At 52.9% G+C, this 21770-nt stretch carries 19 protein-coding genes and 1 pseudogene; 10 read left to right on the top strand and 10 right to left on the bottom strand.

The window, feature by feature from the left end; translation table 11 throughout:
• The 4 genes and pseudogenes from DPA2511_RS22775 to zntB all read left to right on the top strand — a co-directional run.
• Window positions 1-609 (top strand): ABC transporter substrate-binding protein (locus DPA2511_RS22775; RefSeq protein ID WP_023638268.1); only part of this gene is annotated, 609 nt, incomplete at its 5' end.
• 116 nt (window positions 610-725) lie between these two features.
• The gene (locus DPA2511_RS24335; RefSeq protein ID WP_420873513.1) at window positions 726-926 is read left to right on the top strand and encodes an ECs_2282 family putative zinc-binding protein; all 201 of its coding nucleotides are present in this window, start codon (window positions 726-728) and stop codon (window positions 924-926) included.
• Window positions 927-1099: 173 nt separating this feature from the next.
• Window positions 1100-1475 (top strand): annotated as a pseudogene (locus DPA2511_RS23685) (transposase); the annotation flags it as partial.
• A 397-nt stretch (window positions 1476-1872) separates the two neighbouring features.
• Window positions 1873-2823 (top strand): zinc transporter ZntB, encoded by a 951-nt coding sequence (zntB, locus tag DPA2511_RS08965; RefSeq protein WP_035050123.1) that lies wholly within the window; start codon window positions 1873-1875, stop codon window positions 2821-2823.
• Window positions 2824-3151: 328 nt separating this feature from the next.
• On the opposite strand, the gene ttcA is transcribed toward zntB, so the two are convergent.
• On the bottom strand, window positions 3152-4093 hold the full coding sequence (gene ttcA / locus DPA2511_RS08970; RefSeq protein WP_012765351.1) for a tRNA 2-thiocytidine(32) synthetase TtcA: 942 nt from the start codon (window positions 4091-4093) through the stop codon (window positions 3152-3154).
• A gap of 215 nt (window positions 4094-4308) precedes the next feature.
• Between ttcA and DPA2511_RS23420 the strand changes: the two genes are divergently transcribed.
• Complete coding sequence (locus tag DPA2511_RS23420; protein WP_153247091.1) at window positions 4309-4446, top strand: hypothetical protein; 138 nt, start codon at window positions 4309-4311, stop codon at window positions 4444-4446.
• A 14-nt stretch (window positions 4447-4460) separates the two neighbouring features.
• Window positions 4461-5003, top strand: a complete 543-nt coding sequence (locus DPA2511_RS08975; protein ID WP_012765352.1) for a flavin reductase family protein — start codon at window positions 4461-4463, stop codon at window positions 5001-5003.
• Between the two features lie 249 nt (window positions 5004-5252).
• Here the strand turns inward: DPA2511_RS08975 and DPA2511_RS21410 are convergent, their stop codons facing one another.
• Window positions 5253-5582, bottom strand: coding sequence for a hypothetical protein (locus tag DPA2511_RS21410; protein ID WP_012765353.1), 330 nt, complete (start codon window positions 5580-5582; stop codon window positions 5253-5255).
• Window positions 5583-6138: 556 nt separating this feature from the next.
• Here DPA2511_RS21410 and DPA2511_RS08985 point away from each other — a divergent pair.
• Both DPA2511_RS08985 and DPA2511_RS08990 read left to right on the top strand, forming a co-directional pair.
• The gene (locus tag DPA2511_RS08985; RefSeq protein WP_012765354.1) at window positions 6139-6609 is read left to right on the top strand and encodes a hypothetical protein; all 471 of its coding nucleotides are present in this window, start codon (window positions 6139-6141) and stop codon (window positions 6607-6609) included.
• 253 nt (window positions 6610-6862) lie between these two features.
• Window positions 6863-7147, top strand: coding sequence for a putative hemolysin (locus DPA2511_RS08990; RefSeq protein WP_012765355.1), 285 nt, complete (start codon window positions 6863-6865; stop codon window positions 7145-7147).
• Window positions 7148-7209: 62 nt separating this feature from the next.
• On the opposite strand, the gene DPA2511_RS08995 is transcribed toward DPA2511_RS08990, so the two are convergent.
• The 3 genes from DPA2511_RS08995 to DPA2511_RS09005 form a co-directional block, all read right to left on the bottom strand.
• Window positions 7210-8202 (bottom strand): 2-hydroxyacid dehydrogenase, encoded by a 993-nt coding sequence (locus tag DPA2511_RS08995; protein WP_012765356.1) that lies wholly within the window; start codon window positions 8200-8202, stop codon window positions 7210-7212.
• 180 nt (window positions 8203-8382) lie between these two features.
• Complete coding sequence (locus tag DPA2511_RS09000) at window positions 8383-9936, bottom strand: methyl-accepting chemotaxis protein (RefSeq protein ID WP_012765357.1); 1554 nt, start codon at window positions 9934-9936, stop codon at window positions 8383-8385.
• 549 nt (window positions 9937-10485) lie between these two features.
• On the bottom strand, window positions 10486-11091 hold the full coding sequence (locus DPA2511_RS09005) for an FMN-dependent NADH-azoreductase (protein ID WP_012765358.1): 606 nt from the start codon (window positions 11089-11091) through the stop codon (window positions 10486-10488).
• A 234-nt stretch (window positions 11092-11325) separates the two neighbouring features.
• On the opposite strand from DPA2511_RS09005, the gene hrpA reads away from it, so the two are divergent.
• Window positions 11326-15213 carry an ATP-dependent RNA helicase HrpA gene (gene hrpA / locus DPA2511_RS09010; protein ID WP_012765359.1) on the top strand — a complete coding sequence of 1296 codons (3888 nt, stop codon included), beginning with the start codon at window positions 11326-11328 and terminating at the stop codon, window positions 15211-15213.
• Window positions 15214-15344: 131 nt separating this feature from the next.
• Here hrpA and DPA2511_RS09015 read toward each other — a convergent pair whose 3' ends face one another.
• The 5 genes from DPA2511_RS09015 to DPA2511_RS09035 all read right to left on the bottom strand — a co-directional run bounded on the left by DPA2511_RS09015 (window position 15345) and on the right by DPA2511_RS09035 (window position 21139).
• Window positions 15345-16040 carry a LutC/YkgG family protein gene (locus DPA2511_RS09015; protein ID WP_012765360.1) on the bottom strand — a complete coding sequence of 232 codons (696 nt, stop codon included), beginning with the start codon at window positions 16038-16040 and terminating at the stop codon, window positions 15345-15347.
• Entirely contained in the window at window positions 16037-17461 is a 1425-nt protein-coding gene (locus tag DPA2511_RS09020; RefSeq protein ID WP_012765361.1) for a LutB/LldF family L-lactate oxidation iron-sulfur protein, read from the bottom strand. The genes DPA2511_RS09015 and DPA2511_RS09020 overlap by 4 nt, the downstream gene beginning before the upstream one ends.
• Before the next feature lie 10 nt (window positions 17462-17471).
• Window positions 17472-18191, bottom strand: coding sequence for a (Fe-S)-binding protein (locus DPA2511_RS09025; RefSeq protein WP_012765362.1), 720 nt, complete (start codon window positions 18189-18191; stop codon window positions 17472-17474).
• Window positions 18192-18261: 70 nt separating this feature from the next.
• Window positions 18262-19812, bottom strand: a complete 1551-nt coding sequence (locus tag DPA2511_RS09030; RefSeq protein ID WP_012765363.1) for an L-lactate permease — start codon at window positions 19810-19812, stop codon at window positions 18262-18264.
• Between the two features lie 499 nt (window positions 19813-20311).
• Window positions 20312-21139: a trypsin-like serine peptidase gene (locus tag DPA2511_RS09035; RefSeq protein ID WP_012765364.1), complete on the bottom strand. Its 828-nt coding sequence runs from the start codon at window positions 21137-21139 to the stop codon at window positions 20312-20314.
• Window positions 21140-21466: 327 nt separating this feature from the next.
• Here DPA2511_RS09035 and DPA2511_RS23690 point away from each other — a divergent pair.
• On the top strand, window positions 21467-21770 hold a 304-nt coding region (locus DPA2511_RS23690; protein WP_196805858.1), incomplete at its 3' end, for a hypothetical protein.

Below are 21770 nucleotides of genomic sequence, written 5' to 3' on the forward strand. Positions count from 1 at the left end.
CGTTTTACACCGGATGTCACTGCCGGGTTTAAACCGGTGCCGATTGTACTGCAGCAGTATTCGCAAGCTGAACTTGATGCGCAAGCTAAAGCGCTGATGACGGCTGCCGGGTACGGGCCATCGAAACCATTGACATTAACCTTGCTGTACAATATGCAGGAAGTGCACCAGAAGATTGCGATTGCGATCGCTTCCATGTGGAAGAAGAAGCTGGGTGTGGATGTAAAACTGGTTAATCAGGAATGGAAAACCTATATCGATAGCCGGAACAGCGGCAATTTTGATGTGGTGCGGGCGTCCTGGATTGGCGACTACAACGAACCTTCTACATTTTTGTCATTGTTGACGTCGACGCACAGCGGCAATATTGCCCGTTTCAAAAACCCGGGATATGACCGCCTGATGGAGGAAGCGGCTAATCAGACGGATAAAAAAGCGCTGAACGATGATTACAATAAAGCAGAACAGGTTATTGCTGAAGAAGCGCCGATTGCGCCTATTTATCAATACACGAATGGGCGACTGATTAAACCTTGGGTAAAGGGATATCCCATTACCAATGCCGAGGATGTGGCATACAGCCATACGCTTTATATTCTGAAATATTGATTAATAAATTACAGAGTATGCTTGCATTTATCGCATATAGTCGCCGAATTTCGTTCAGAAAAGAAGCTTATCATTAACTATCTATCTAATAGAAATATATAAGAGTTGTTATAAAAATGGGTATTACATTTAACATTTGTTGTCCTGTTTGCGGTAGTGATCAAATCACACGTCCAACCAACTTTGACTTTAACACCAATTTTACTGGTGTCAGTTGCGGGATGTGTGGGCGTCCTATTACTAAAGCGGATGCGATTAAACAGCTTGCGAGTATACGTCCTCGTCATAAAGCGGGAAAACGTCATAAGCGCCGTTAGAATTCCATCTATAACGTGAAACTGACGATGTCTCCGCGGTATTGAGTCGCACGTGCCTTTAGAGTCCAATCACCCACGACAAGGAGATTGGATGTGAATAAGCAATTCACCGAAGCACAGATCAGCGCGAAGCCGTGCGGAGCTGTGTCGCAAGCATGCCTTCTCATAAGCCAGTTATTACCTCTGGCGCGCCGAGGCGGGATTTACCTGATCGTTGTGGTCAATGGGAAACTATTTACAACCGCTTTAACCGGTGGTCTAAAGCGGGAGTAATGAACAGTATTTTCAATAAATTACTCCAGATCTTGGATGAAAAAGCGCTGATTGACCGGGATGTTATCGCGTTGGATGGCAGTAACGTTTGTGCCCTGAAAGCTGCGGCCGGTGCGAAAAAACATCCCGATGAATGTGAGGAACCATGGGCTGGGTCACTCTCGCGGCGGTTTTGGCACTAAAATCCATTTGGCGACAAATGGAACGGAATTACCGCGGATGTGTTGTCTGAGCGGTGGACAAGCCCACGAAAGCCGGTATGCGGAAACGTTGCTTTGCGATACAAAAAGAAAACCGCTGTACTGCGACCCGCTCGGAAAAAAACAGCCAGAAACTATCTACATATGCTAAAGCTGGGGGGCGATCAGGTTATTTCTGAAGCGGTTGTTAAGTTTTAATGGACATAGCCTAGTCGATTGCGGTTGGTAACCACGGTCGGTCGGCATGCTTCAGGGCCTATTCTTTAACAAGCTGACGCCTCTCATGGCGATATAACCCATACCGTCGGCGTATAGGTTTATACGCACTGAGCGGCAGGGATATCGTTATCTTTCTTATTGATGGGACTGCGCTTAATTCTCCGTTACCGGGTTGCCGCCATAAGTATTGTCGTTAAGATAAATAGACAGTAGATCCTCCCGGAGGGAATTGCGTGCAAGAGAATGAAATCAGTATGTTGGCTAATACCGGGGCCGTGATTGCCTGTCAACTGGACGGCAAAGGCGGCATGGCGCCTTTGGGGGCGCACAGTGCTTCGCCATGTTGGCTGCACCTGGATTCCAATCAGCCGAACAGTGCCCGTTGGCTGAATGAAACGGGGTTGTTGCCGGATAGCGTTCGTGCGGCGCTGGCTGGAGAGAGTGCGCGGCCCAGGGTGGCGCGTCTGGGGGACGGGACGCTGATTACATTACGCAGCATTAACTACAATGATGACGCTCGGCCGGATCAATTGGTGGCGATGCGCGTGTTTGTCACCGATCGGCTGATAGTTTCTACGCGACGCCGCAAAGTTGCGGCGATTGACGCGGTGATGCAGGATCTGAAGGAAGGGAACGGTCCAACCGACAGCAGCAGCTGGCTGGTGTCTATCGCTGAAGCGCTGACGGATGATACCAGCGAGTTTATCGATGAATTGCACGAGAAGATAATCGATCTGGAAGACGCCTTGCTGGAGCAACAAATCCCTCCTCGCGGGGCGTTGGCGTTGATTCGTAAGCAGTTGATCGTATTGCGGCGGTATATGACGCCGCAGCGTGACATCTTCTCGCGTTTGTCCGGGGAGAAACTGGCCTGGATGCATGACGATGATCGGCGACGCATGCAGGAGATTGCCGAGCGGCTCGGTCGAGGGTTGGACGATCTTGACGCCAGTATCGCCAGAACTGCGGTGATCGCCGATGAGATTACCTCGCTAATGACCGATGCCATGAATCGTCGCACGTATACGATGTCGATGTTGGCGATGCTGTTTTTACCTACCACATTCCTTACCGGATTGTTCGGCGTCAATCTGGGCGGGATACCCGGGGCGGGAAGCGCACTAGGCTTTGCCGTATTTTGTTTGATGTTGATTCTGTTGATTGGCGGGGTTGCGTGGTGGTTAAGGCGTAGTAAATGGTTGTGAGGGGGGGGGAGGGTATTATTGTGTAATCCATCACGCAATTCCGGGGTACCCAAAAAACCATTGTTAATATTGAGCAATATCAACATTTCCGAGACATGCTTGCGGCACTATCCCTCCCGCAGGTGAATGCAACGTCAAGCGATGGGCGTTGCGCTCCATATTGTCTTACTTCCTTTTTTGAATTACTGCATAGCACAATTGATTCACACCATGCCGACGTTTTGTCGGCTTTTTTTTGTCTGAAATTTGCCGACGGGAACGGCATCCCCGGCCGACCTGTATGCGGCACGGGGTACATGGGGCCACAGAGATTGTGGCCCGACAGGAACTATTTGATTTCCAACACGTCCAGGCGCTCCAGCGGACGGTGAATTTCATCTTCCTCCTCATCCTGGCGCCAGCCTACCGGCTGCAACGGCAACTCTTCGCGATCGAAAGCCAGGTCGCCGCCGTCCACCACCTCGCCGCCATGACGAATGGATTTAAAATCGAACAGGTTGGTATCGCAGAGATGAGAAGGCACAACGCTCTGCATCGCGCTGAACATGGTTTCGATCCGCCCCGGATAGCGTTTATCCCAGTCGCGCAGCATATCCTTAATCACCTGTCGCTGTAGGTTGGGCTGGGAGCCACACAGGTTACAAGGAATAATCGGGAACTGTCTGGCTTCGGCAAAGCGTTCAATGTCTTTCTCGCGGCAATAAGCCAGCGGCCGAATCACCACATGTTTGCCGTCGTCGCTCATTAGCTTCGGCGGCATGCCTTTCAGCTTTCCGCCATAGAACATATTGAGGAACAGCGTTTGCAAGATGTCGTCGCGATGGTGGCCTAGCGCGATTTTAGTCGCACCCAGCTCCGTTGCGGTACGGTACAGAATGCCACGCCGTAGGCGAGAGCACAGTGAACAGGTTGTTTTCCCCTCGGGGATTTTCTCTTTTACGATGCCGTAAGTATTTTCTTCGACAATCTTGTATTCGATGCCGATGCTATCCAGATAGTTCGGCAGCACATGCCCAGGAAATCCGGGCTGCTTCTGATCCAGGTTGACTGCGATCAGCGAAAAAGAAATCGGCGCGCTCTGCTGCAGGTTTCGCAGAATTTCCAGCATGGTGTAGCTGTCTTTCCCGCCGGAAAGGCACACCATCACCCGGTCGCCGTCCTCGATCATCGAAAAATCGGCGATAGCCTCGCCCACATTGCGGCGCAGACGCTTTTGCAACTTGTTGAGGTTGTATTGTTGTTTTTGATTAAGGTTATGACTTTCTTGCATTTAATCGTTACTCGTGGTCGTGTTTTGCCGGTCTGGGCAGCATAGAAAACGTGTATTCAAGGAGCGAGTTTACCATTACGCGCGCCAATCCGAACGTTGTTCATTGTATTCGCCCCTTTTCCCCTGAAGTTAACGCCAGTGACGTGTTTCGTACCCAGCCCGATGCGTTCAGCGCATTGTCTGAAAGACGATATATCGGGCCAGGCGTGTTGGGCATGGATTACAGCACTGAATGCCTGCATGTTTATTGCTGGTCGCAGTTCAACAGTGCGCATGGGTGTTCGTCCTTGCCGTGGTTATTCGGCGAAGCAAAGGGGATGGGGCCGCAGGGCTATACTCAGATGGTTGGTTGAAAGAGGAGGCGCGTATGCAGGATCTTCCGCTGGGGAAAGTCTTTACGTTGCTCGAGTCGGGGCCGGTCATTCTGGTGACTACCAACGATGGTCAGCGAAATAATGTTATGACCATTACCTGGACCATGGTGCTGGGGTTTTCGGCATCGTTTGCCATAACAACCGGGCCCTGGAACTACTCTTATGCGGCGCTTCAGACGTCAAGAGAGTGCGTCATTTCCATTCCCACCGTCGACATGATAGATACCGTCGTCGGCATCGGTATGTGTTCTGGGCAGGATACGGACAAATTCCATCAATTTAATCTGACTCCGTTACCGGGGCGACAGGTGCGGGCACCGTTGATCGGGGAATGTCTGGCAAATATTGAATGTCGGGTGGCCGATATTATTGAACGCTACAACATTATCGTGCTCGATGGGCTGGCGGCGTATATTGATGAGGCGCGTATGGAAAAGAAGATGCTTCATGCAGTTGGTGACGGTACGTTTATTGTGGATGGTGTTCGGCTCGATCGAAAAGAGATGATGCGTGCCAAATTACCGGATGGGGTGTAGCCACAAAGGATGGGCAACAACAGTCGTTCCTAAATATCAACAGTTACGCCCGATTTCACTCTGCTATTTGTTTCATCCTTTATAAAAACCATCCGGAATATGAATAACTTTTAGACAACGAGAGCGTCGAAAAAGTGAAGGTGGTCGAGTCGGATATATTGAGCGCATGCCCGAAAAATATCTCTCACGAGTCATGCGTTATTCCTGATATGGGCTGTTTTGCTACAACGGGATCGTCAACGCCTTGCCTTATTGATATAAATGCTGCAAAAGTGCGTCTGGAAGAACAATGCCTTTGCGGTAAAGCTTTTCAATTTCCAGATAAGTTGCCACCAGCCGGATAGTGTAGTCAGCGGTGCTCATGTTGATGGTCAGGCGGTGCAGGAACGGGTAGTACACCAGGAGCGCCTCATAATCTTGTAATGTCACTTTTCCCAAAATATAAGGGCTGGATAACATTGATAACGTAAATGATTCGTTGTGTTGTGTAACATAAGCAAACCGCGTCGCTATTTTTTCCAGCACAGGGGGAATATGATTAAGATTATTATCCTGTTGCGTGACGAAATTATTTTTCATTTATCCCCCAGTGCCCTGATGAAGAAGTTCAGTATCCGGTGCTATGAGCAGCTCGATTGTCAAACATCATTCAGTTATCGGATCGGAATATTTTTTCTTTACGCCTTTATTGAAGAATAAATAATTCAGCATGCTGGAAAGGGGCTTTTTTTCTTTAAATTACGATGGCCTGTAACAATGACATGTCATAAATGAAGTATGGTATGAAAATATTCAGTTCGTAATGTAAGTAAATACAATTTTAATGTAAGTTAATCGAAAAGATATATTTCCTGATATTGTATTGTGCTTCAGGGATGGCATGAATAAAAATAGCCTCAGTTTTATTTTGGTAATCCTGCTGATGCATTTTATCAATATGGCTTGCCATTGATCAGTGGCGAGCGGCGACAGGGTAGCGCCGGTGGTGATAGCGGGGCAGGGTAGCAAGACTCAAGATGTGGTTGTGGTTAAAAGGATAAATGTATTCTTGCCGAAACTATGGAAAAATAGGCGCGGCGGATGGGGATTCGCCGGTCGTAACCCTCATGGCTGACGGAGAGAAGAGATACAAATAATGAAGAAACGGTTTCTGGTCCTGGCGGCCACAACATTGTTGTCTGGGTGTTCATTGTTCAGTTTCAAAACAACGTACCTGAACGCTTCTTTCACCTCCCCTTACTATATGGCCTACAACGATACCCACTCGCTGGATGATAGCCTGGCCTGGAATCACACGATCTACCTGACTTCCAGCCTGGAGCATCAGGATGAAATTCGTGGAACTTATAAGGCGTCAATGCCGAAGATTGCACTGAACTATCGCGCGGAAGCTGCTGACGGCGGATATCAGATAACCTATTACGGAACCGTCAGTTACTTATTGTCGCCGCGTTATCATAAGGTTGGTTCCAGGTATGTTATTGAAGGCGACAAGCTTAAAGAGTTCCCTATCGCACGCCGGACGGTGCATGTCACCGAAGATAAGAAGGCGGTGTTGCGACTGACGGATGATATCCGGGTCGATATGAGCCTTGAGGATCGGTAATGTCTGGTAGTGATACACCCTAGTGGGACAAGCGCCGATGCTGGAATTTCCCGCCACGCTGTCGTTGCATGATCCTGATTACGAGCGAGCGGGGCGGGCCTAAGCAGGGGGCCTGGTGTTGCGACATCGGGCAATGGGCGAGGGGTGTTCACTACGGTGTCGTCCCCTGATGAGACGATGATGTCATCGGTAGTGATAAAGCGGTAAACCAAATTTCGAACAATTACACACAGCACAAAGGCCGATTTACACAATGAAAACATTAACATGGCTTATGGTAGGCATTGTTCTGACGTTGGGCGGTTGTAGCCGTCATCAGGATTCGGATAGCGCCGGCAGTGTGACGCCTGTTGCGTCGCAGGGGAACTTAAGCGGGCCGGCCAACACCTCGCCTGCGGAGGTGAACTGTATGTTGGCGGGAGGGCGAATGGGGAGCGCTCGGCAGTTAAACGGCGCCTTAATCGGCACCTGTCTGCTGGCGAATGGCAAACGTTGCGATGAAAATGCACTGCTGAAAGGGACGTGCCCGGCAAGCTGAAACCCGCTGAGTCGTCAGGTTCGGCGGCAATGGTCGACGGCGTTGCCGTCGACCAACCAGAGTTAGGGATTAAGCCGATTAGGGCACGATTTACCTTCGCTGATCTGGCGAATATTCTCCAGTGTGGTTAACGAAATGCTGGTCAACGCTTCTTCGGTCAAAAAGGCCTGGTGCCCGGTGAATAACACGTTGTGGCATGCGGAGAGTCGGCGGAAAACATCATCCTGAATCACATCGTTGGATTTATCGTTGAAGAACAAATCACGTTCATTCTCATAAACATCCATTCCTAATGAACCGATTTTTTGCTGTTTCAGCGCATCGATGGCGGCCTGAGAATCAATCAGTCCGCCGCGGCTGGTGTTGATAATCATGACGCCATCTTTCATCTGGGCGAAAGCATCCTGATTGAGCAGATGATGGTTTTCCGGCGTCAGCGGGCAATGTAGGGAAATAATATCCGCACTGGCGTACAGCGTTTTCAGGTCAACATACCGGGCGCCCAGCTCTAGTACCTGTGGGTTTGGGTAGGGGTCAAACGCCAGCAGGTTCATCCCGAAGCCTTTCAGAATTCGCAGTGCTGCGATACCGATTTTGCCGGTACCAATAATACCGGCGGTGCGCTGATGCATATTGAAGCCGATCAGCCCTTCCAGCGAGAAGTTGGCGTCACGGGTACGTTGATAGGCGCGATGTATCCGTCGGTTCAGGCTCATCATCATGCCGACTGCATGTTCGGCGACGGCTTCCGGCGAATAAGCAGGTACGTGTACGATGTGCACACCCAGTTCGGATGCTGCCGCCAAATCGACGTTGTTAAACCCCGCACAGCGTAATGCCAGCGTTTTTATACCCATGGCAGCCAGCTCCGTCAGAACTTCGCGACCGCCGTCATCATTGACAAAAATGCAGACGGCATCACAGCCGGCAGCCATCTTGGCGGTACGTGGGCTGAGCATGAAATCGAAAAACTCCAGTTCATAGCCAAATTGTTGGTTCACCTGTTCCAGATATTTACGGTCATACTGCTTGGTACTGTAAATCGCCAGCTTCATGATTGTTTCTCCTCAATATTCTGCTGTTAAGCTAACAGAAATTCATGAACAGACGAACCATTAACCCGGCAATAATCAATCAACACGATATGAGGAACAGATGTGCTCTTGTCAGTGTGAAGCCGGGCGTTGTATCGCCCGGCTTTTGGATAGTGAACAGCGCGGTAGGCGGGGCGGTGGTTAGTGCGGCGAACTAAAGACGGACACTGCCTGCGCCATGCTGGCAATCTGCTGCTGCAAATGGCTGGTTGCAGAATTGGACTGGCTGGCCAACGCCGTATTCTGGTGCGTGAGTTCGTCGATACGAGTGACCGCATCGTTGATCTGGTTGAGCCCCTGAGCCTGCTCGCGTGTCGCCTGGCTGATTTCGTTCATCAGTCGAGTCACCTCTTGCACCTTGATCAGAATATTGCTCATCGACTGATTGGTATGGGAAACCTGCTGGTCGCCAATCCGGATGCTGGACAGGGTGTTATCGATAAGCGCGGCGATATCCTTGGCTGATGACGCGCTACGCTGCGCCAGCGAGCGAACTTCGCTGGCAACCACGGCGAAGCTTTTCCCTTGTTCGCCCGCATGCGCCGCTTCCACCGCCGCGTTCACCGCCAGAATGTTGGTTTGGAACGAGAGATTATCCAGCACGCTGATGATGTCGGTGATTCGCTCGCTGGCGCGGGTGATGGTATCCATGGTGCTTGCCACCTCGGAAACAGCCTGTTCGCCGGCATTAACCACCTGATTGACGTCTTGCGCGTATTGAGAAGCGCGCAGCGATGCGTCGGCATTGCTTTTGATGGTGGAGGTGAGTTGCTCGACCGATGAAGCCGTCTGCTGCAGGCTATCTTCGGTTTTTTCACAGCAGTCGGCCAGAATCTGGTTGCCCTGCGCGATCTCGCCGCAGGCGGTTTTCAACTCCTGCAAATTGAGATTGACGTCATCGACGAAAGTGCGGAAATTCATGCCGGATTGGTTAACGGCTCGCATCAACATACCGATTTCATCGGCACGATTGAGTTGCCGCAGGCTATCCGTCTGCCCCGTGGCGGATAGCATCGCCTGTTCCAGGATCTGTTCTACCGGGCGAGCCACATGCTGCACCAGCAATTCGCAGAGCAAGCCGGCGCAGGCGGCAAGCAGGGTGAACGCGCCCCAGACCGTCAACGTTTTCGGCAACAATATCAACGTCATGGCCAACGGCAACAGCCCCAATAATAGGGCGTAACTGCGGATGCGCCAGCGCAGCGGCATCGTTTTGAACAGGCTGAGCCATTTTAACGGGCCGGTGTACACCAGTAACCCATTGTGAAACCCCCGGTACTTCAACTGGCCGTCGTTCACCTGGGCATACAGTGCTTCGGCATGGCTGATTTCATCGGCGGATGCGGGTGTACGCACCGACATATAGCCAATGAGCCGCCCCTCTTTTTTCAATGACGTCGTGCTGGATTTCACCCAGTAATGATCACCGTTTTTGCGGCGGTTTTTGACGATGCCGGTCCAGATTTTGCCTTCTTTCAAGGTGTTCCACATATCAGCAAAGGCGACGGGCGGCATATCGGGATGTCGGATCAGATTATGCGGCTGCCCCATCAGCTCATCCGGCTGATAGCCGCTGACTGTGATGAAATCGGTATTGGCATAGGTGATGTGGCTGTCGGGCGTAGTGACCGACATCAGTTTGATTTTGTTATCCAGCGGATATTGATGTTGGCTGACAGGGTAATTCTGACGCATGGAGCATCCTTTTTCTCGTAAGCAGAGGTATGACGAATCCCTATTGAATCGGCGACGTATCTGATGAATCTGCAGGTTCAGGCGTTTTAGGCGGCTTGCGACATTTGATTAAGCCGGTCTCCCCTGAGAGTCATCATGATTGCTACGTCTATGTAAAAATTTTATCACAGTCAGGTAATCGCTATGTATGCATTTTGCGGGGAAATGTGAACCAAATGGTGAGGAAATATGCAGTGTTTGTCGGGATTGCAGTGAAAATGACGGCATCGACAAACGCAAAGTATGGACGGCTGATAAATTCGACAGGTCTGCGAATAAAAAACGTCAGAATCAATCACGGTGGTGGGTAGCAGGGCCGAGGCAGTACCGCAGTGAAAAACGCCGGCACATGTTTTAATGATACCCGGCATTAGCCTGCTGGGGCGTCGGCCATAAAAAACGCGCCCCAAAGAGCGCGTAAATAGAGCCAAAAGCACAAGGCAAAAGAGAAGAGCCAGGTCGAGCCCGTAGCCGGAGGGTAGACGGGTACGGGCGGCAATGCAGGCGATATCAGGCGGAAGCCAATTGCGCCAGCTGGGTTTTGGCGCTTTCTTGCGCTTTCTGCGCGACATCCGGGCCGTAGCCGAAGCCTTCGGCGAAGACGAATTCCACATCGCTGATGCCGATAAAGCCCAGGAACAGGCGCAGGTAAGGTTCCAGCAGGTCGCTCGGCGAATCTTTGTGGATGCCACCGCGAGTAGTCAGCACCAGCGCGCGTTTACCTTTCACCAGACCTTCCGGGCCCTGTTCGGTGTAACGGAACGTCACGCCGGCACGGGCGATAAAATCGAAATAGTTTTTCAACTGGGTCGGAATGTTGAAGTTATACATCGGTGCGGCCAGCACAATGATGTCATGCGCCTGCAGCTCGGCGATCAATGTATCGGACAGCGCCAGCGCGTCCTGTTGACGCGGCGTCAGCGGGCTGTCGGATGGGCGCAGCGCGCCGACCAGTTCGCCATCCAGTACCGGTACCGGCTGTGCGGCCAGATCGCGAACGGTGATGCTGTCGTTCGGGTGTGCGGTCTGCCAGGCGGCGGTGAAATGTTCGGCCAGTTGGTTGGACTGGGAAAAATCGGCCAGAATGCTGGATTTCAGAACCAATACTTTGCTCATTGTCAACTCCGTGTTGAAGGGTGTCGGAACGACGATTATCGCCGGATGGGAGCATCTTAAGGGCTGAGCTAACAACGGGATAGCGCAATATTTCGAGAGCATTATTCGATTTTATTGAATGATGCGGATGTGAATATTTATGGCGGCAATGCGCTGTGTGATACCATGCCCGCCGCAGAATTTGGGGCGGCGGCCAGACGATTCGCCCCCGCTAAGACAGTAAGGAACCACACCGTGACATCACCTCTCCATACATTACAGGCGCAACTCGATGAGCTGATGCTGCGCGATCAGCAACGTCTGCGCCGTCGGTTGCAGGGCGCAATGAAGGTGAATAAACCTCAGGCGCAAGCGGCGATTGCTCTGGAAATCGGGGAAGAAATCGCCGGTGCGCGTCAACGAGTGGAGCGACGTCGCGCATCGTTGCCGGCCATCAGTTATCCAGACACGCTGCCGGTCAGCCAGAAGCGAGAGGCTATTCTGGCGGCGATACGCGACCATCAGGTGGTGATTGTCGCGGGGGAGACCGGTTCCGGCAAAACCACCCAATTGCCCAAAATGTGCCTGGAGCTGGGACGCGGCGTGCGCGGGCTGATCGGCCATACCCAGCCGCGGCGGCTGGCGGCGCGCAGCGTGGCGAATCGTATCGCCGAGGAGCTGGCGTGTGAACCCGGCGGCGCGGTCGGCTACAAAGTGCGTTTTAACGATCAAGTGGGTGACAACACGCTGGTCAAACTGATGACCGACGGTATCCTGCTGGCGGAAATCCAGCAGGATCGGCTGTTGATGCAGTACGACACCCTCATTATCGATGAGGCGCACGAGCGTAGCCTGAACATCGATTTTATCCTTGGTTACTTGAAGCAATTGCTGCCGCGTCGACCGGATCTGAAAGTCATCATCACTTCCGCAACCATCGACCCGCAACGCTTTTCCCGGCATTTCAGCAATGCACCGATCGTTGAAGTTTCCGGCCGTACCTATCCGGTGGACGTGCGCTATCGTCCGGTCGTCGATACGGAAGACGACAGCGATCGCGATCAACTGCAGGCGATACTGGATGCGGTGGATGAGATCTGTCACGAAGGGCCGGGCGATATTCTGGTGTTCATGAGCGGCGAGCGGGAAATTCGCGATACCGCCGATGCGTTGAGCAAGCAGGATTTGCGCCATACCGAAATATTGCCGCTGTATGCGCGCCTCTCCAGTCAGGAACAGAACCGGGTATTTCAGTCGCACCATGGCCGCCGCATTGTGCTGGCGACCAATGTTGCGGAAACGTCGTTGACGGTGCCCGGCATCCGTTACGTCATCGATCCGGGCACTGCGCGCATCAGCCGCTACAGCTACCGAACCAAGGTGCAGCGCCTGCCGATCGAGCCGATTTCCCAAGCTTCCGCCAACCAGCGCAAAGGCCGTTGCGGCCGTGTCGCGGCGGGGATTTGTATTCGTCTCTATTCCGAAGCGGATTTCCTTTCCCGCCCAGAGTTTACCGACCCGGAGATTCTGCGCACCAATCTGGCGTCGGTCATTTTGCAGATGACGGCGCTCGGGCTTGGCGATATCTCCGCGTTCCCGTTTGTCGAGGCGCCGGACAAGCGCAATATTCAGGACGGCGTGCGTCTGCTGGAAGAACTGGGCGCGCTCCAGACCGGAGACAGCGACTATTACCGGCTAACGCCGCAGGGGCGGCAATTGGCGCAGTTGCCGATTGATCCCCGGCTGGCAAGAATGGTGCTGGAAGCGCGCAATACCTCTTGTGTGCGCGAAGTGATGATTATCACCGCTGCGTTGTCGATCCAGGATCCGCGCGAGCGTCCGGCGGAGAAAAAACAAGCGTCGGACGAGAAACACCGGCGCTTTACCGACAAAGAATCTGACTTTTTGGCGTTCGTTAAGTTGTGGGATTACCTGCAGGAACAACAAAAAGCGCTGTCGTCCACCCAGTTTCGCCGGTTGTGTCGCAACGATTTTCTCAATTACCTGCGTGTGCGCGAATGGCAGGATGTTTACACCCAATTGCGTCAGGTGGTGAAAGAACTGGGGTTCCCGGTCAACAGCGAACCGACGGATTACCGCAGCCTCCATTGCGCCTTGCTGACCGGCCTGTTGTCGCATATTGGCCAGAAAGATGTGGAAAAACAGGAATTCAGCGGTGCCCGCAATACCAGGTTCGCTATTTTTCCCGGCTCTGGGTTATTCAAAAAACCGCCCAAGTGGGCCATGGTGGCCGAGCTGGTTGAAACCAGTCGACTGTGGGGGCGAGTGGCGGCGCGTATCGAGCCGGAGTGGGTGGAACCCCTGTCGCAGCATTTGATCCGCCGTAGCTATAGCGACCCCCATTGGGAGAAAGCGCAGGGGGCGGTGATGGCGCAGGAAAAGGTGACGTTGTACGGTTTGCCGCTGGTGGCGGCGCGTAAGGTCAACTACGGAACGATCGACCCGGTCGTCTCACGGGAACTGTTTATCCGACATGCGCTGGTGGAAGGCGACTGGCAAACCACGCATGCGTTTTTCCGCGCCAATCTCCGGCTGCGTTCGGAGGTGGAAGAACTGGAACACAAGTCCCGGCGGCGGGATATTCTGGTGGATGATGAAACGCTGTTTGCGTTCTACGATCAGCGCATTCCGCATGAAATCGTCTCTTCCCGACATTTTGACAGCTGGTGGACGCTCACCGGCAAGTCCCAGCCTGATCTGCTGAATTTTGAAAAAGGCATGCTGATCAAGGAAGGCGCCGCGCGCGTCAGTGCGCTGGACTATCCCAATTTCTGGCAGCAGGGTGATGTGCGCCTGCGTCTGACCTACCAGTTTGAGCCAGGTACCGATGCTGATGGCGTCACCGTGCATATTCCGTTACCGATTCTGAATCAGGTTGTGGAGGAAGGGTTTGAATGGCAGATCCCGGGCATACGTCGCGAGCTGATTATTGCGTTGATTAAATCGTTGCCGAAGCCCGTTCGCCGCAATTTTGTGCCGGCGCCCAACTATGCTGAAGCGTTTCTGGCCCGGGTGACGCCGCAGCAGAAGGGCCTGCTGGATGCGCTGGAGCGTGAATTACGGCTTATGACCGGCGTCACGATCGACCGGGAGGCTTGGCAATGGGATCAGGTACCCGATCATCTTAAAATCACCTTCCGCGTAGTGGACGAAAAACAGAAGACGCTGCGGGAAGGCAAAAACCTGCGCGAATTGAAAGAACAGCTGCAGGATAACGTCCAGCAGACGCTGTCCGCGGTGGCGGATGACGGCATCGAGCAGCGCGATTTGCACATCTGGAGCTTTGGCGATCTGCCGGATTGCTATGAGCAGAAGCGGGGCGGTTATTCGGTGAAAGCCTATCCGGCGCTGGTAGACGAAAAAGAGAGCGTGGCCATTCGGTTGTTCGATTCGCCGCATCAGCAACGTCAGATGATGTGGCGCGGGCAGCGCCGCCTGCTGCTGTTGAATATTCCCTCGCCAATCAAATATCTGCATGAAAAATTGCCGAACAAAGCCAAGCTGGGTTTGTATTTCAACCCTTACGGCAAAGTGATGGAACTGATCGACGACTGCATTTCCTGCGGGGTGGACAAGCTGATGGAGGAGCATGGCGGCCCGGTATGGCAGGAGGCGGCGTTTCGTCAGTTACACGAGCAAGTACGTGCGGAGCTGAATGAAACCGTGGTGGTGATAGCCCGCCAGGTGGAGCAGATTCTGACAACGGTATTCGCCATTAACAAACGGCTAAAAGGGCGGGTAGATATGGCGCTGGCCCTGGCGTTAAGCGATATCAAAGCGCAGATGAGCGGGTTGGTGTTCCGCGGGTTTGTCACCGAGAACGGCTGGAAGCGTCTGCCGGACGTGCTGCGTTATCTGCAGGCCATCGAACGCCGGTTGGATAAGCTGGCGCAGGATGTTCATCGCGATCGGGCGCAGATGCTTAAAGTGGATCAGGTGACGCAGGCATGGCGGCAATGGTTGAACAAACTGCCCCCGGAGCGTCGTCACGACGAGGATGTCACCGCCATTCGCTGGATGCTGGAGGAGTTGCGGGTCAGCTATTTCGCTCAGCAGTTGGGAACACCGTACCCCATTTCCGATAAACGCATTATGCAGGCGATGGGGAATATTGAGGGATAGCCGCCCAGCGCGGCCATCTCTTTGCGCTAGGGAGGGCACTGCCAGCACAAGCGTAATTCTGAGCGCCCGGCCTCGAGAGAGAGCCGGGCGCTCGCATTATGATTCCATCCTCAAACATGTGAGCTGTTTTTTCAGCAGTCTTCAATAATCAGATAAGCCGCATTCACTGGGCCGTGCACCCCGACCACTTTAATGAGCTCAATGTCGGCGGTGGAGCTGGGGCCGCCGATCAGATTGATACAGGACGGCATGCGGATGCCCTGCTGGGCCATCTGGTGCAGTTGGCGCGCCAGTTGTGCGACACGCGGCAAAATAGTGCTTTTGCGCAGGACAAAAATCGATGATTCAGGCAGTAGGCTGATGGCACGACCCCGTTCTGGCGCAGAAAACAACACGACGCCGCCTGATTCGGTTAAGCCGTATTCTGCGTAGACCACGCCCACTTTCGCCTGCTCCGCCAGCCGGATGTTTTCCTCGCCCTGAGCGGCATTCCAGACGGCGGCGTCGTAAGCGTCCTGAAGTCGCGCCGTGATACCCAACGCCGCCAGCCGCGCATCACCGCTGATCAGCACCGGGGCGTGCCCATAGCGCTCGCACAGACGCAACGCAGCCTCGGGGGCGTTGTCTGCGTGGGTCAATTCGCAGTGCGCCAACATAATATTGGTCGCGACATCAATGAAGGCGTCGCAACGTTGTTGCGCATCGAGTTCCGTGAGGCGGGTATGCGCATAATCATTGGCCGGAACCGGTGGCGGCGCCGGGATATGACGGACATCCCGACCGAGCGCATGGGCGATATCCGCTAAAAATTCGTCTCTGTTATTCATGATGGTTTTCCCTGCGCTTTGTGTTTTTTAAACCAGGAACGGAAACTTTCACCGTCGGCTTGCGGTAAATCACGGGCTTCGGTCCATTCACCGATCGCCCCAATCGAGATCGGTATTTTCCCATCCTTGATGAACCATTTTGCGGCATGGGCGCCGGCTATCATGCCGACCTTCCATAACCCAGGATGGCTGTTGGCATAGGTAAACAGTTTGATGGCGCGTTGCTCGCCTTTCGGCGTGATACCGCTTTCCGCCATGACGCGCCGGTGTTGCAGTATCAGCTTGGACAACGGGATTTTTACCGGACAAACGCTGTCACAGGCGCTGCACAGTGAACAGGCGTAAGGCAGATCTTTAAAATCATCGTACCCGCCCAGCAGGGGTGAAATAACGGCGCCGATAGGGCCGGGATAGATAGAACCATAACCGTGCCCCCCAATATGGCGATAGGCGGGGCAGATATTCATACATGCCCCGCAACGAATACAGCGCAATATGTCTTGAAACTGGGAACCCAACAGCTGGGAACGGCCATTGTCGACAATCACCAGATGGAACTCTTCCGGGCCGTCTACATTGTCGGCTTCGCGGGGCCCCGTGAGCCATGTGTTGTACCCGGTCAGGCGCGCGCCGACTGCGCTACGGGCCAACATAGTGATGAGCACATCGACTTCTTCAAACGTCGGGGCGATACGCTCCATACCCATTACCGCGATATGTGTTTTCGGTAACGTAGTACACATACGGGCGTTGCCTTCGTTCGTCACCAGACAGACCGACCCCGTTTCCGCAACCGCGAAGTTACAACCGGTCACGCCGATTTCGGCGCTCAAAAAATCCTGGCGGATCTTCTCGCGGATGAACAGCGTCATGGCTTCGGGGGTTTCCGGCCCGTCATAGCCCAATTTTTCATGCAGTACGCGCCGAATCTGGTGGCGATCTTTATGGATGGCGGGCACCACAATGTGTGAAGGCGGATCCTCATCAAGTTGGAGGATGTACTCGCCAAGGTCGGTTTCAATCACCTGGATGCCGGCCTCTTGCAGGACGTGGTTCATCCCGATCTCTTCCGTCACCATCGATTTGGCTTTGACGACCTTTTTCGCCTGCTTTGATTGCGCCACTTGCAGGATGTAACGGGTGGCATCCTCTTTGGTCTTGGCGAAAAAAACCTGGCCGCCGTTTGCGCTGACACGCTCTGACAGTTGGTAGAGGTACGCATCCAGGTTGGCCAGCACATGCTCGCGAATTTGGCTTGCGCGATCACGCCATGCGTCCCAATTTCCCAATTCATCGACCATTTTCTGCCGGTTGGCGCCGATGCGTTCCTGCGCATTGGCGACCGCACTACGCATAATCGGGTTGTCTATTTGTTGTTTGATGCGCGCTTTGAAAACAACGTTACTGGTTTTTAAAAACATGCGGATCTCCTCAGCGGCTCATCAAAACTTCGGCGATATGCATCACCTTGACGGGATGCCCTTCGCGTTGCAGGCGTCCGGCGATATTCAGCAGACAACTCACATCGGCGCCGATAAGGTAATCCGGCTGGGCCGCCATAATGTGGTGTACTTTCTCTTTCACCATCTCACCGGAAATTTCCGCCATTTTTACCGAGAACGTGCCACCGAAACCGCAGCAGGTTTCCGGGGACTGAAATGGCAACAGCGTCAATCCGTCGACCTGTTTCAGAAGGGTGAGCGGTTCTTCTTTCACGCCCATTTTACGAAACAGACTACAAGACGGATGGTAGACCGCGTTGCCGTGTAACCGGGCGCCGACATCCACTACTCCCAGCGTGTTGACGATAAATGAGGTCAGGTCGCACATTCGGGCGGTGACGTTGGCGGCACGTTGCGCCCACTCAGGATCGTCCGTAAACAATGCTGGGTAGCTTTTAATCGCGTAAGTGCAGGAGCCCGCTGGGGAAATGATTGGGTCATCATTTTCCTCCAGCGCCATAATCAGGTTTTTCATCCCAGGTATCGCGTCTTTAACGTATCCGCTGTTGAGCGCTGGCTGACCACAACACCCTTGTTTTTCTGGGAAATGCACCTGACACCCTAAGTGTTCCAGCAGTAACACGGAATCGCGCGCCATCCGCGATTTCAGCGCATCACCGATGCAGGTCACAAAAAAGTTAACATTCACGACATCTCTCCAATTCCAATAAAGTAAAAATGATTTTTATAGTAAGGCGTTATAGCGCAGTGCATATTTTTCAGGACATAAACAGGTAATAAAACAATCCTACTTTTAGTCCGAGAATAAGAATGTAGGCCGTACAGTATTTCAATGTGCCAGACATGATGGCGCTGCCTTGTCCATCCATGCGGGTTGCCGATACGGCAATGGCGATGCTCTGCGGGGAAATCATTTTCCCGCCGGTGGCCCCCGACGTGTTAGCCGCCGCCAGCCAGATAGGGTCGATATGCAGTTTTTCTGCAGCCATCGTCTGTAACTTGCCAAAGAGTACGTTGGAGTTGGTATCACTGCCGGTGACGAAGGTTCCCAGCGCACCGATCACCGGGGCAATAAAGACATATGCGCCGCCGGTCATGTTCACCATGGTTTGCGCCAGCGTAGCGATTAACCCACTGACGTCCATCATGGTGGCCATGGCGACGATGGCGGTGATAGCGATAATCGAGTTTTTCAACTGTTTGATCGTATTCACTAATACGTGCAGCATCCTTCCCAGCGACGCCCCCTGAATAAAGCCGCCAATCAGTGAGGCTATGATGATGAGTACGCCCGGTGTGGCAATCCAGTCGATTTTTAACGACAGCGCTTTACCTTCCGGCAGTGGAAAGGACAACGTCGAGGTAATATGCGACAGACTTTGCTTGATGCCCGGAAACAGCGGGGAGCAGAGCAGAATGAATGTAAAAATCAGCATATAAATAGAGCAGGCATTGAGCAAATGACGGCCTGAGGGCAAGCTACCTGATGATTTGTTATTCTGGATCAGATAGTTAGGATCGGTTTTCCCTTTGCGCGCCCGCCCCATCACGGCGACCACGATCAGGCTGACCAGGCTGCCCGCAAACGCAGGCAGTTCGGCGCCCAGATGGATAGCCACGAAATACTGCGGGATCAGCGTAGTAATACCGCACGCCAGAGTGATGCCGAATACGCCGCGGATCGCTTTCACCCCGTCGCCGATGATGGCGATGATCACAAAAGGCAACAGGATGTTAAACAGCGCCAGTTGCAAAATAATGGTGCCGCCCAGCGTCGTTACCGGCAGGTGTACCTGTTCAGCCAGAATGGAGACGGGGATACCGACTGCGCCAAATGCGGTGGGGACGGTATTGGCCACCAGAGACGCGATGGCCGCTTTCAACGGGTTGAACCCGAGGGCAATCAGAATGCCGATGGGTATAGCCACTGCAGTACCATAGCCAGCGGCGGCTTCAAGAAAACCGCCAAAGCACCAGGAAATCAACAGCACCTGAATCCGGCGGTCATCGCTAATACTGGCCAGTACATCACGCAGCACATCCATACTGCGTGTTTCCAGCATCAGGTTATAACTGTAAATCGCCCCCAGGATCACAATAACGATGGGCCATAGGCCTTTTATCACCCCATATCCGATCGCTGAACCTATGGTTTGTAGCGGCGTATGCCAGACCGTCATGCTCAGAATGGTCGTGATCACCAGCGTCAGCAGGATAGCGTGATGAATGGGCATTTTGATTTTCAGAATCAAAATAATCATGACCAAGAGGGGTAAAACGCCGAGTGAGAATTGCAAGTATTCGTACATGATGCTCCCTAAAACAAAAATGTAACTTATTGGTATCTTTCTAAGAGCATTCGTTTATAGAGAGATAGGAAGGCTGATTCCAGACGCTGGATCGCTTCATTGCAAGCGCAATCCCAATGGCATTATGAAGAGCACAATTTTATCGTTCTTTATGATTAGGGAGCGTCAAAGCCTTTACCAATCACTATGTTATAAGATTGTATGCGGACTTGTTGCGGAGGCTGTGAGTGCGGTTTCACCCCAGTCATGGTTCAAAAAAGGGTGATGCGCCTGTCCCCATCCCGCTATGTCGATAATCGGTTGGGAACCTGCCGGTTGGTTGGGCCAGGCTCTGCCCATGAGCATGATGTTTTTCAGGGGGGAAGCGTTAACCACAGCGGTAGACAGACTGGGGTAGATTCATGCCTTGAGCTGAAATCAACATATTGATATTTTTATAAAATTTAATATTTTGCGCGGAGGCGGGTCGCCGGTATTCCATAAAATACCGGCAGGTCAATCAGCGTTTTGCTTTAGCCAATATGTCCAGTCGTTGGCGTATGGCGGTGACGACCACGGCACGGTTGTCGGCCAATGTGCGTTCGCTGGCGTCCGGCGCGGAACTCTGAATGCCAATCAGTACCCAGCTTGCTGCGGTTTTCATTAGCAGCGGCGAACCGCTATCGCCGGGAAGCGTATCGCAGCGATGGGCCATGACGGCTTCTTTCTGTACCCACCCGGTAATCCGGCAATCCTGATGGCGGTAAAGCTCATCCTGATGATCTTCAGGGTATCCTGCTTGTGTGACGTGGTTTTTCCTCTGAATCAACGCTGCCTTGAGCTCTTCCTGTGAGCCGGGCCAGAGGGATATTGGGGTAATACCGGGTGGTGTGTGTTGCAGTCGAATCAGCGCAAAATCCCAAGGGGCGGCTGCGGGGGGCACAATCCAGCCGTCACCGTCCGGCTTTAGCATCCGGGCCAGCTTACGATTGGTCAGCGCCTCGATGTGATTCGTTTCGTAACGCCAGCCGTCAGGGCTGGACAGAAAACGCAGCGCAACCGGTTTATCCAGTACGCCGCCCGGCGGCGCAACGACGCAGTGACCTGCAGTGAGCGCCAGGTGTGGGGAGATTAACGTGGCGGTACACAGATTGCCGCTGGCGGTTTCCAATTGCCCGATGGCCTGCCAGGGCCATTGTGATGTATCGGGCACGCTGTCGCGGTCATCGTGATTGAAGAACAACACTTTTTTTTGTTCTTCCGTGGTATCGGATGAGGTATCGGAAGTGGCCCAGGCCACAGGGGTAAGAAACGCAAATGAACATAACAACCAGGCTGATATGCGCATGTCAGTAAAAGGCCTTTATCAGAAGTTCAGCAACATGAATGATTGTAGAACCGGTCTCAAAATTTGGCTGCCGAAGAAAACCGGCGTGGATGTCATTTATCTTCCAGCGGGTTGGGTTACAGGGAGTGTGTAGCAGTGGTCTGCTTTACAGAAAAAACAGTACGATAACCAGTGCGCAAATAAGCAGAAAGGACAATACGATTTCGAACGAGTAGCGTTGTAGCATTATCCGATCCCCATGAAGTAAACACCCGGTAAACCGGGTGTTTAGGTGTTGACGGTCATCCCGGAAGCGATGAATGAAGAGGAGAACTTCCGGCGAAGACGTTGAATACAATTACCAACTTACGCTTTTTTCTTAGCTACTTTTTTCTTTGCAGCCTGGGCTTTCTGGGTAGCGGCTTTCTTCTTAGCTACTTTTTTCTTTGCAGCCTGGGCTTTCTGGGTAGCGGCTTTCTTCTTAGCTACTTTTTTCTTGGCAGCCTGGGCTTTCTGGGTAGCGGCTTTCTCTTGACTACTTTTTTCTTGGCAGCCTGGGCTTTCTGGGTAGCGGCTTTCTTCTTAGCTACTTTTTTCTTGGCAGCCTGGGCTTTCTGGGTAGCGGCTTTCTTCTTAGCTACTTTTTTCTTGG

Origin of the sequence: Musicola paradisiaca NCPPB 2511 (assembly GCF_000400505.1) — a bacterium.
Taxonomy (GTDB): Bacteria; Pseudomonadota; Gammaproteobacteria; order Enterobacterales; family Enterobacteriaceae; genus Musicola; species Musicola paradisiaca.

Excerpts from the sequence above, each read along its gene's own strand:
- DPA2511_RS24335 (WP_420873513.1), top strand. The coding sequence starts at position 726 with ATGGGTATTACATTTAACATTTGTTGTCCTGTTTGCGGTAGTGATCAA.
- zntB (WP_035050123.1), top strand. The coding sequence starts at position 1,873 with ATGTTGGCTAATACCGGGGCCGTGATTGCCTGTCAACTGGACGGCAAA.
- ttcA (WP_012765351.1), bottom strand. The coding sequence starts at position 4,093 with ATGCAAGAAAGTCATAACCTTAATCAAAAACAACAATACAACCTCAAC.
- DPA2511_RS23420 (WP_153247091.1), top strand. The coding sequence starts at position 4,309 with ATGGATTACAGCACTGAATGCCTGCATGTTTATTGCTGGTCGCAGTTC.
- DPA2511_RS08975 (WP_012765352.1), top strand. The coding sequence starts at position 4,461 with ATGCAGGATCTTCCGCTGGGGAAAGTCTTTACGTTGCTCGAGTCGGGG.
- DPA2511_RS21410 (WP_012765353.1), bottom strand. The coding sequence starts at position 5,582 with ATGAAAAATAATTTCGTCACGCAACAGGATAATAATCTTAATCATATT.
- DPA2511_RS08985 (WP_012765354.1), top strand. The coding sequence starts at position 6,139 with ATGAAGAAACGGTTTCTGGTCCTGGCGGCCACAACATTGTTGTCTGGG.
- DPA2511_RS08990 (WP_012765355.1), top strand. The coding sequence starts at position 6,863 with ATGAAAACATTAACATGGCTTATGGTAGGCATTGTTCTGACGTTGGGC.
- DPA2511_RS08995 (WP_012765356.1), bottom strand. The coding sequence starts at position 8,202 with ATGAAGCTGGCGATTTACAGTACCAAGCAGTATGACCGTAAATATCTG.
- DPA2511_RS09000 (WP_012765357.1), bottom strand. The coding sequence starts at position 9,936 with ATGCGTCAGAATTACCCTGTCAGCCAACATCAATATCCGCTGGATAAC.
- DPA2511_RS09005 (WP_012765358.1), bottom strand. The coding sequence starts at position 11,091 with ATGAGCAAAGTATTGGTTCTGAAATCCAGCATTCTGGCCGATTTTTCC.
- DPA2511_RS09015 (WP_012765360.1), bottom strand. The coding sequence starts at position 16,040 with ATGAATAACAGAGACGAATTTTTAGCGGATATCGCCCATGCGCTCGGT.
- DPA2511_RS09020 (WP_012765361.1), bottom strand. The coding sequence starts at position 17,461 with ATGTTTTTAAAAACCAGTAACGTTGTTTTCAAAGCGCGCATCAAACAA.
- DPA2511_RS09030 (WP_012765363.1), bottom strand. The coding sequence starts at position 19,812 with ATGTACGAATACTTGCAATTCTCACTCGGCGTTTTACCCCTCTTGGTC.
- DPA2511_RS09035 (WP_012765364.1), bottom strand. The coding sequence starts at position 21,139 with ATGCGCATATCAGCCTGGTTGTTATGTTCATTTGCGTTTCTTACCCCT.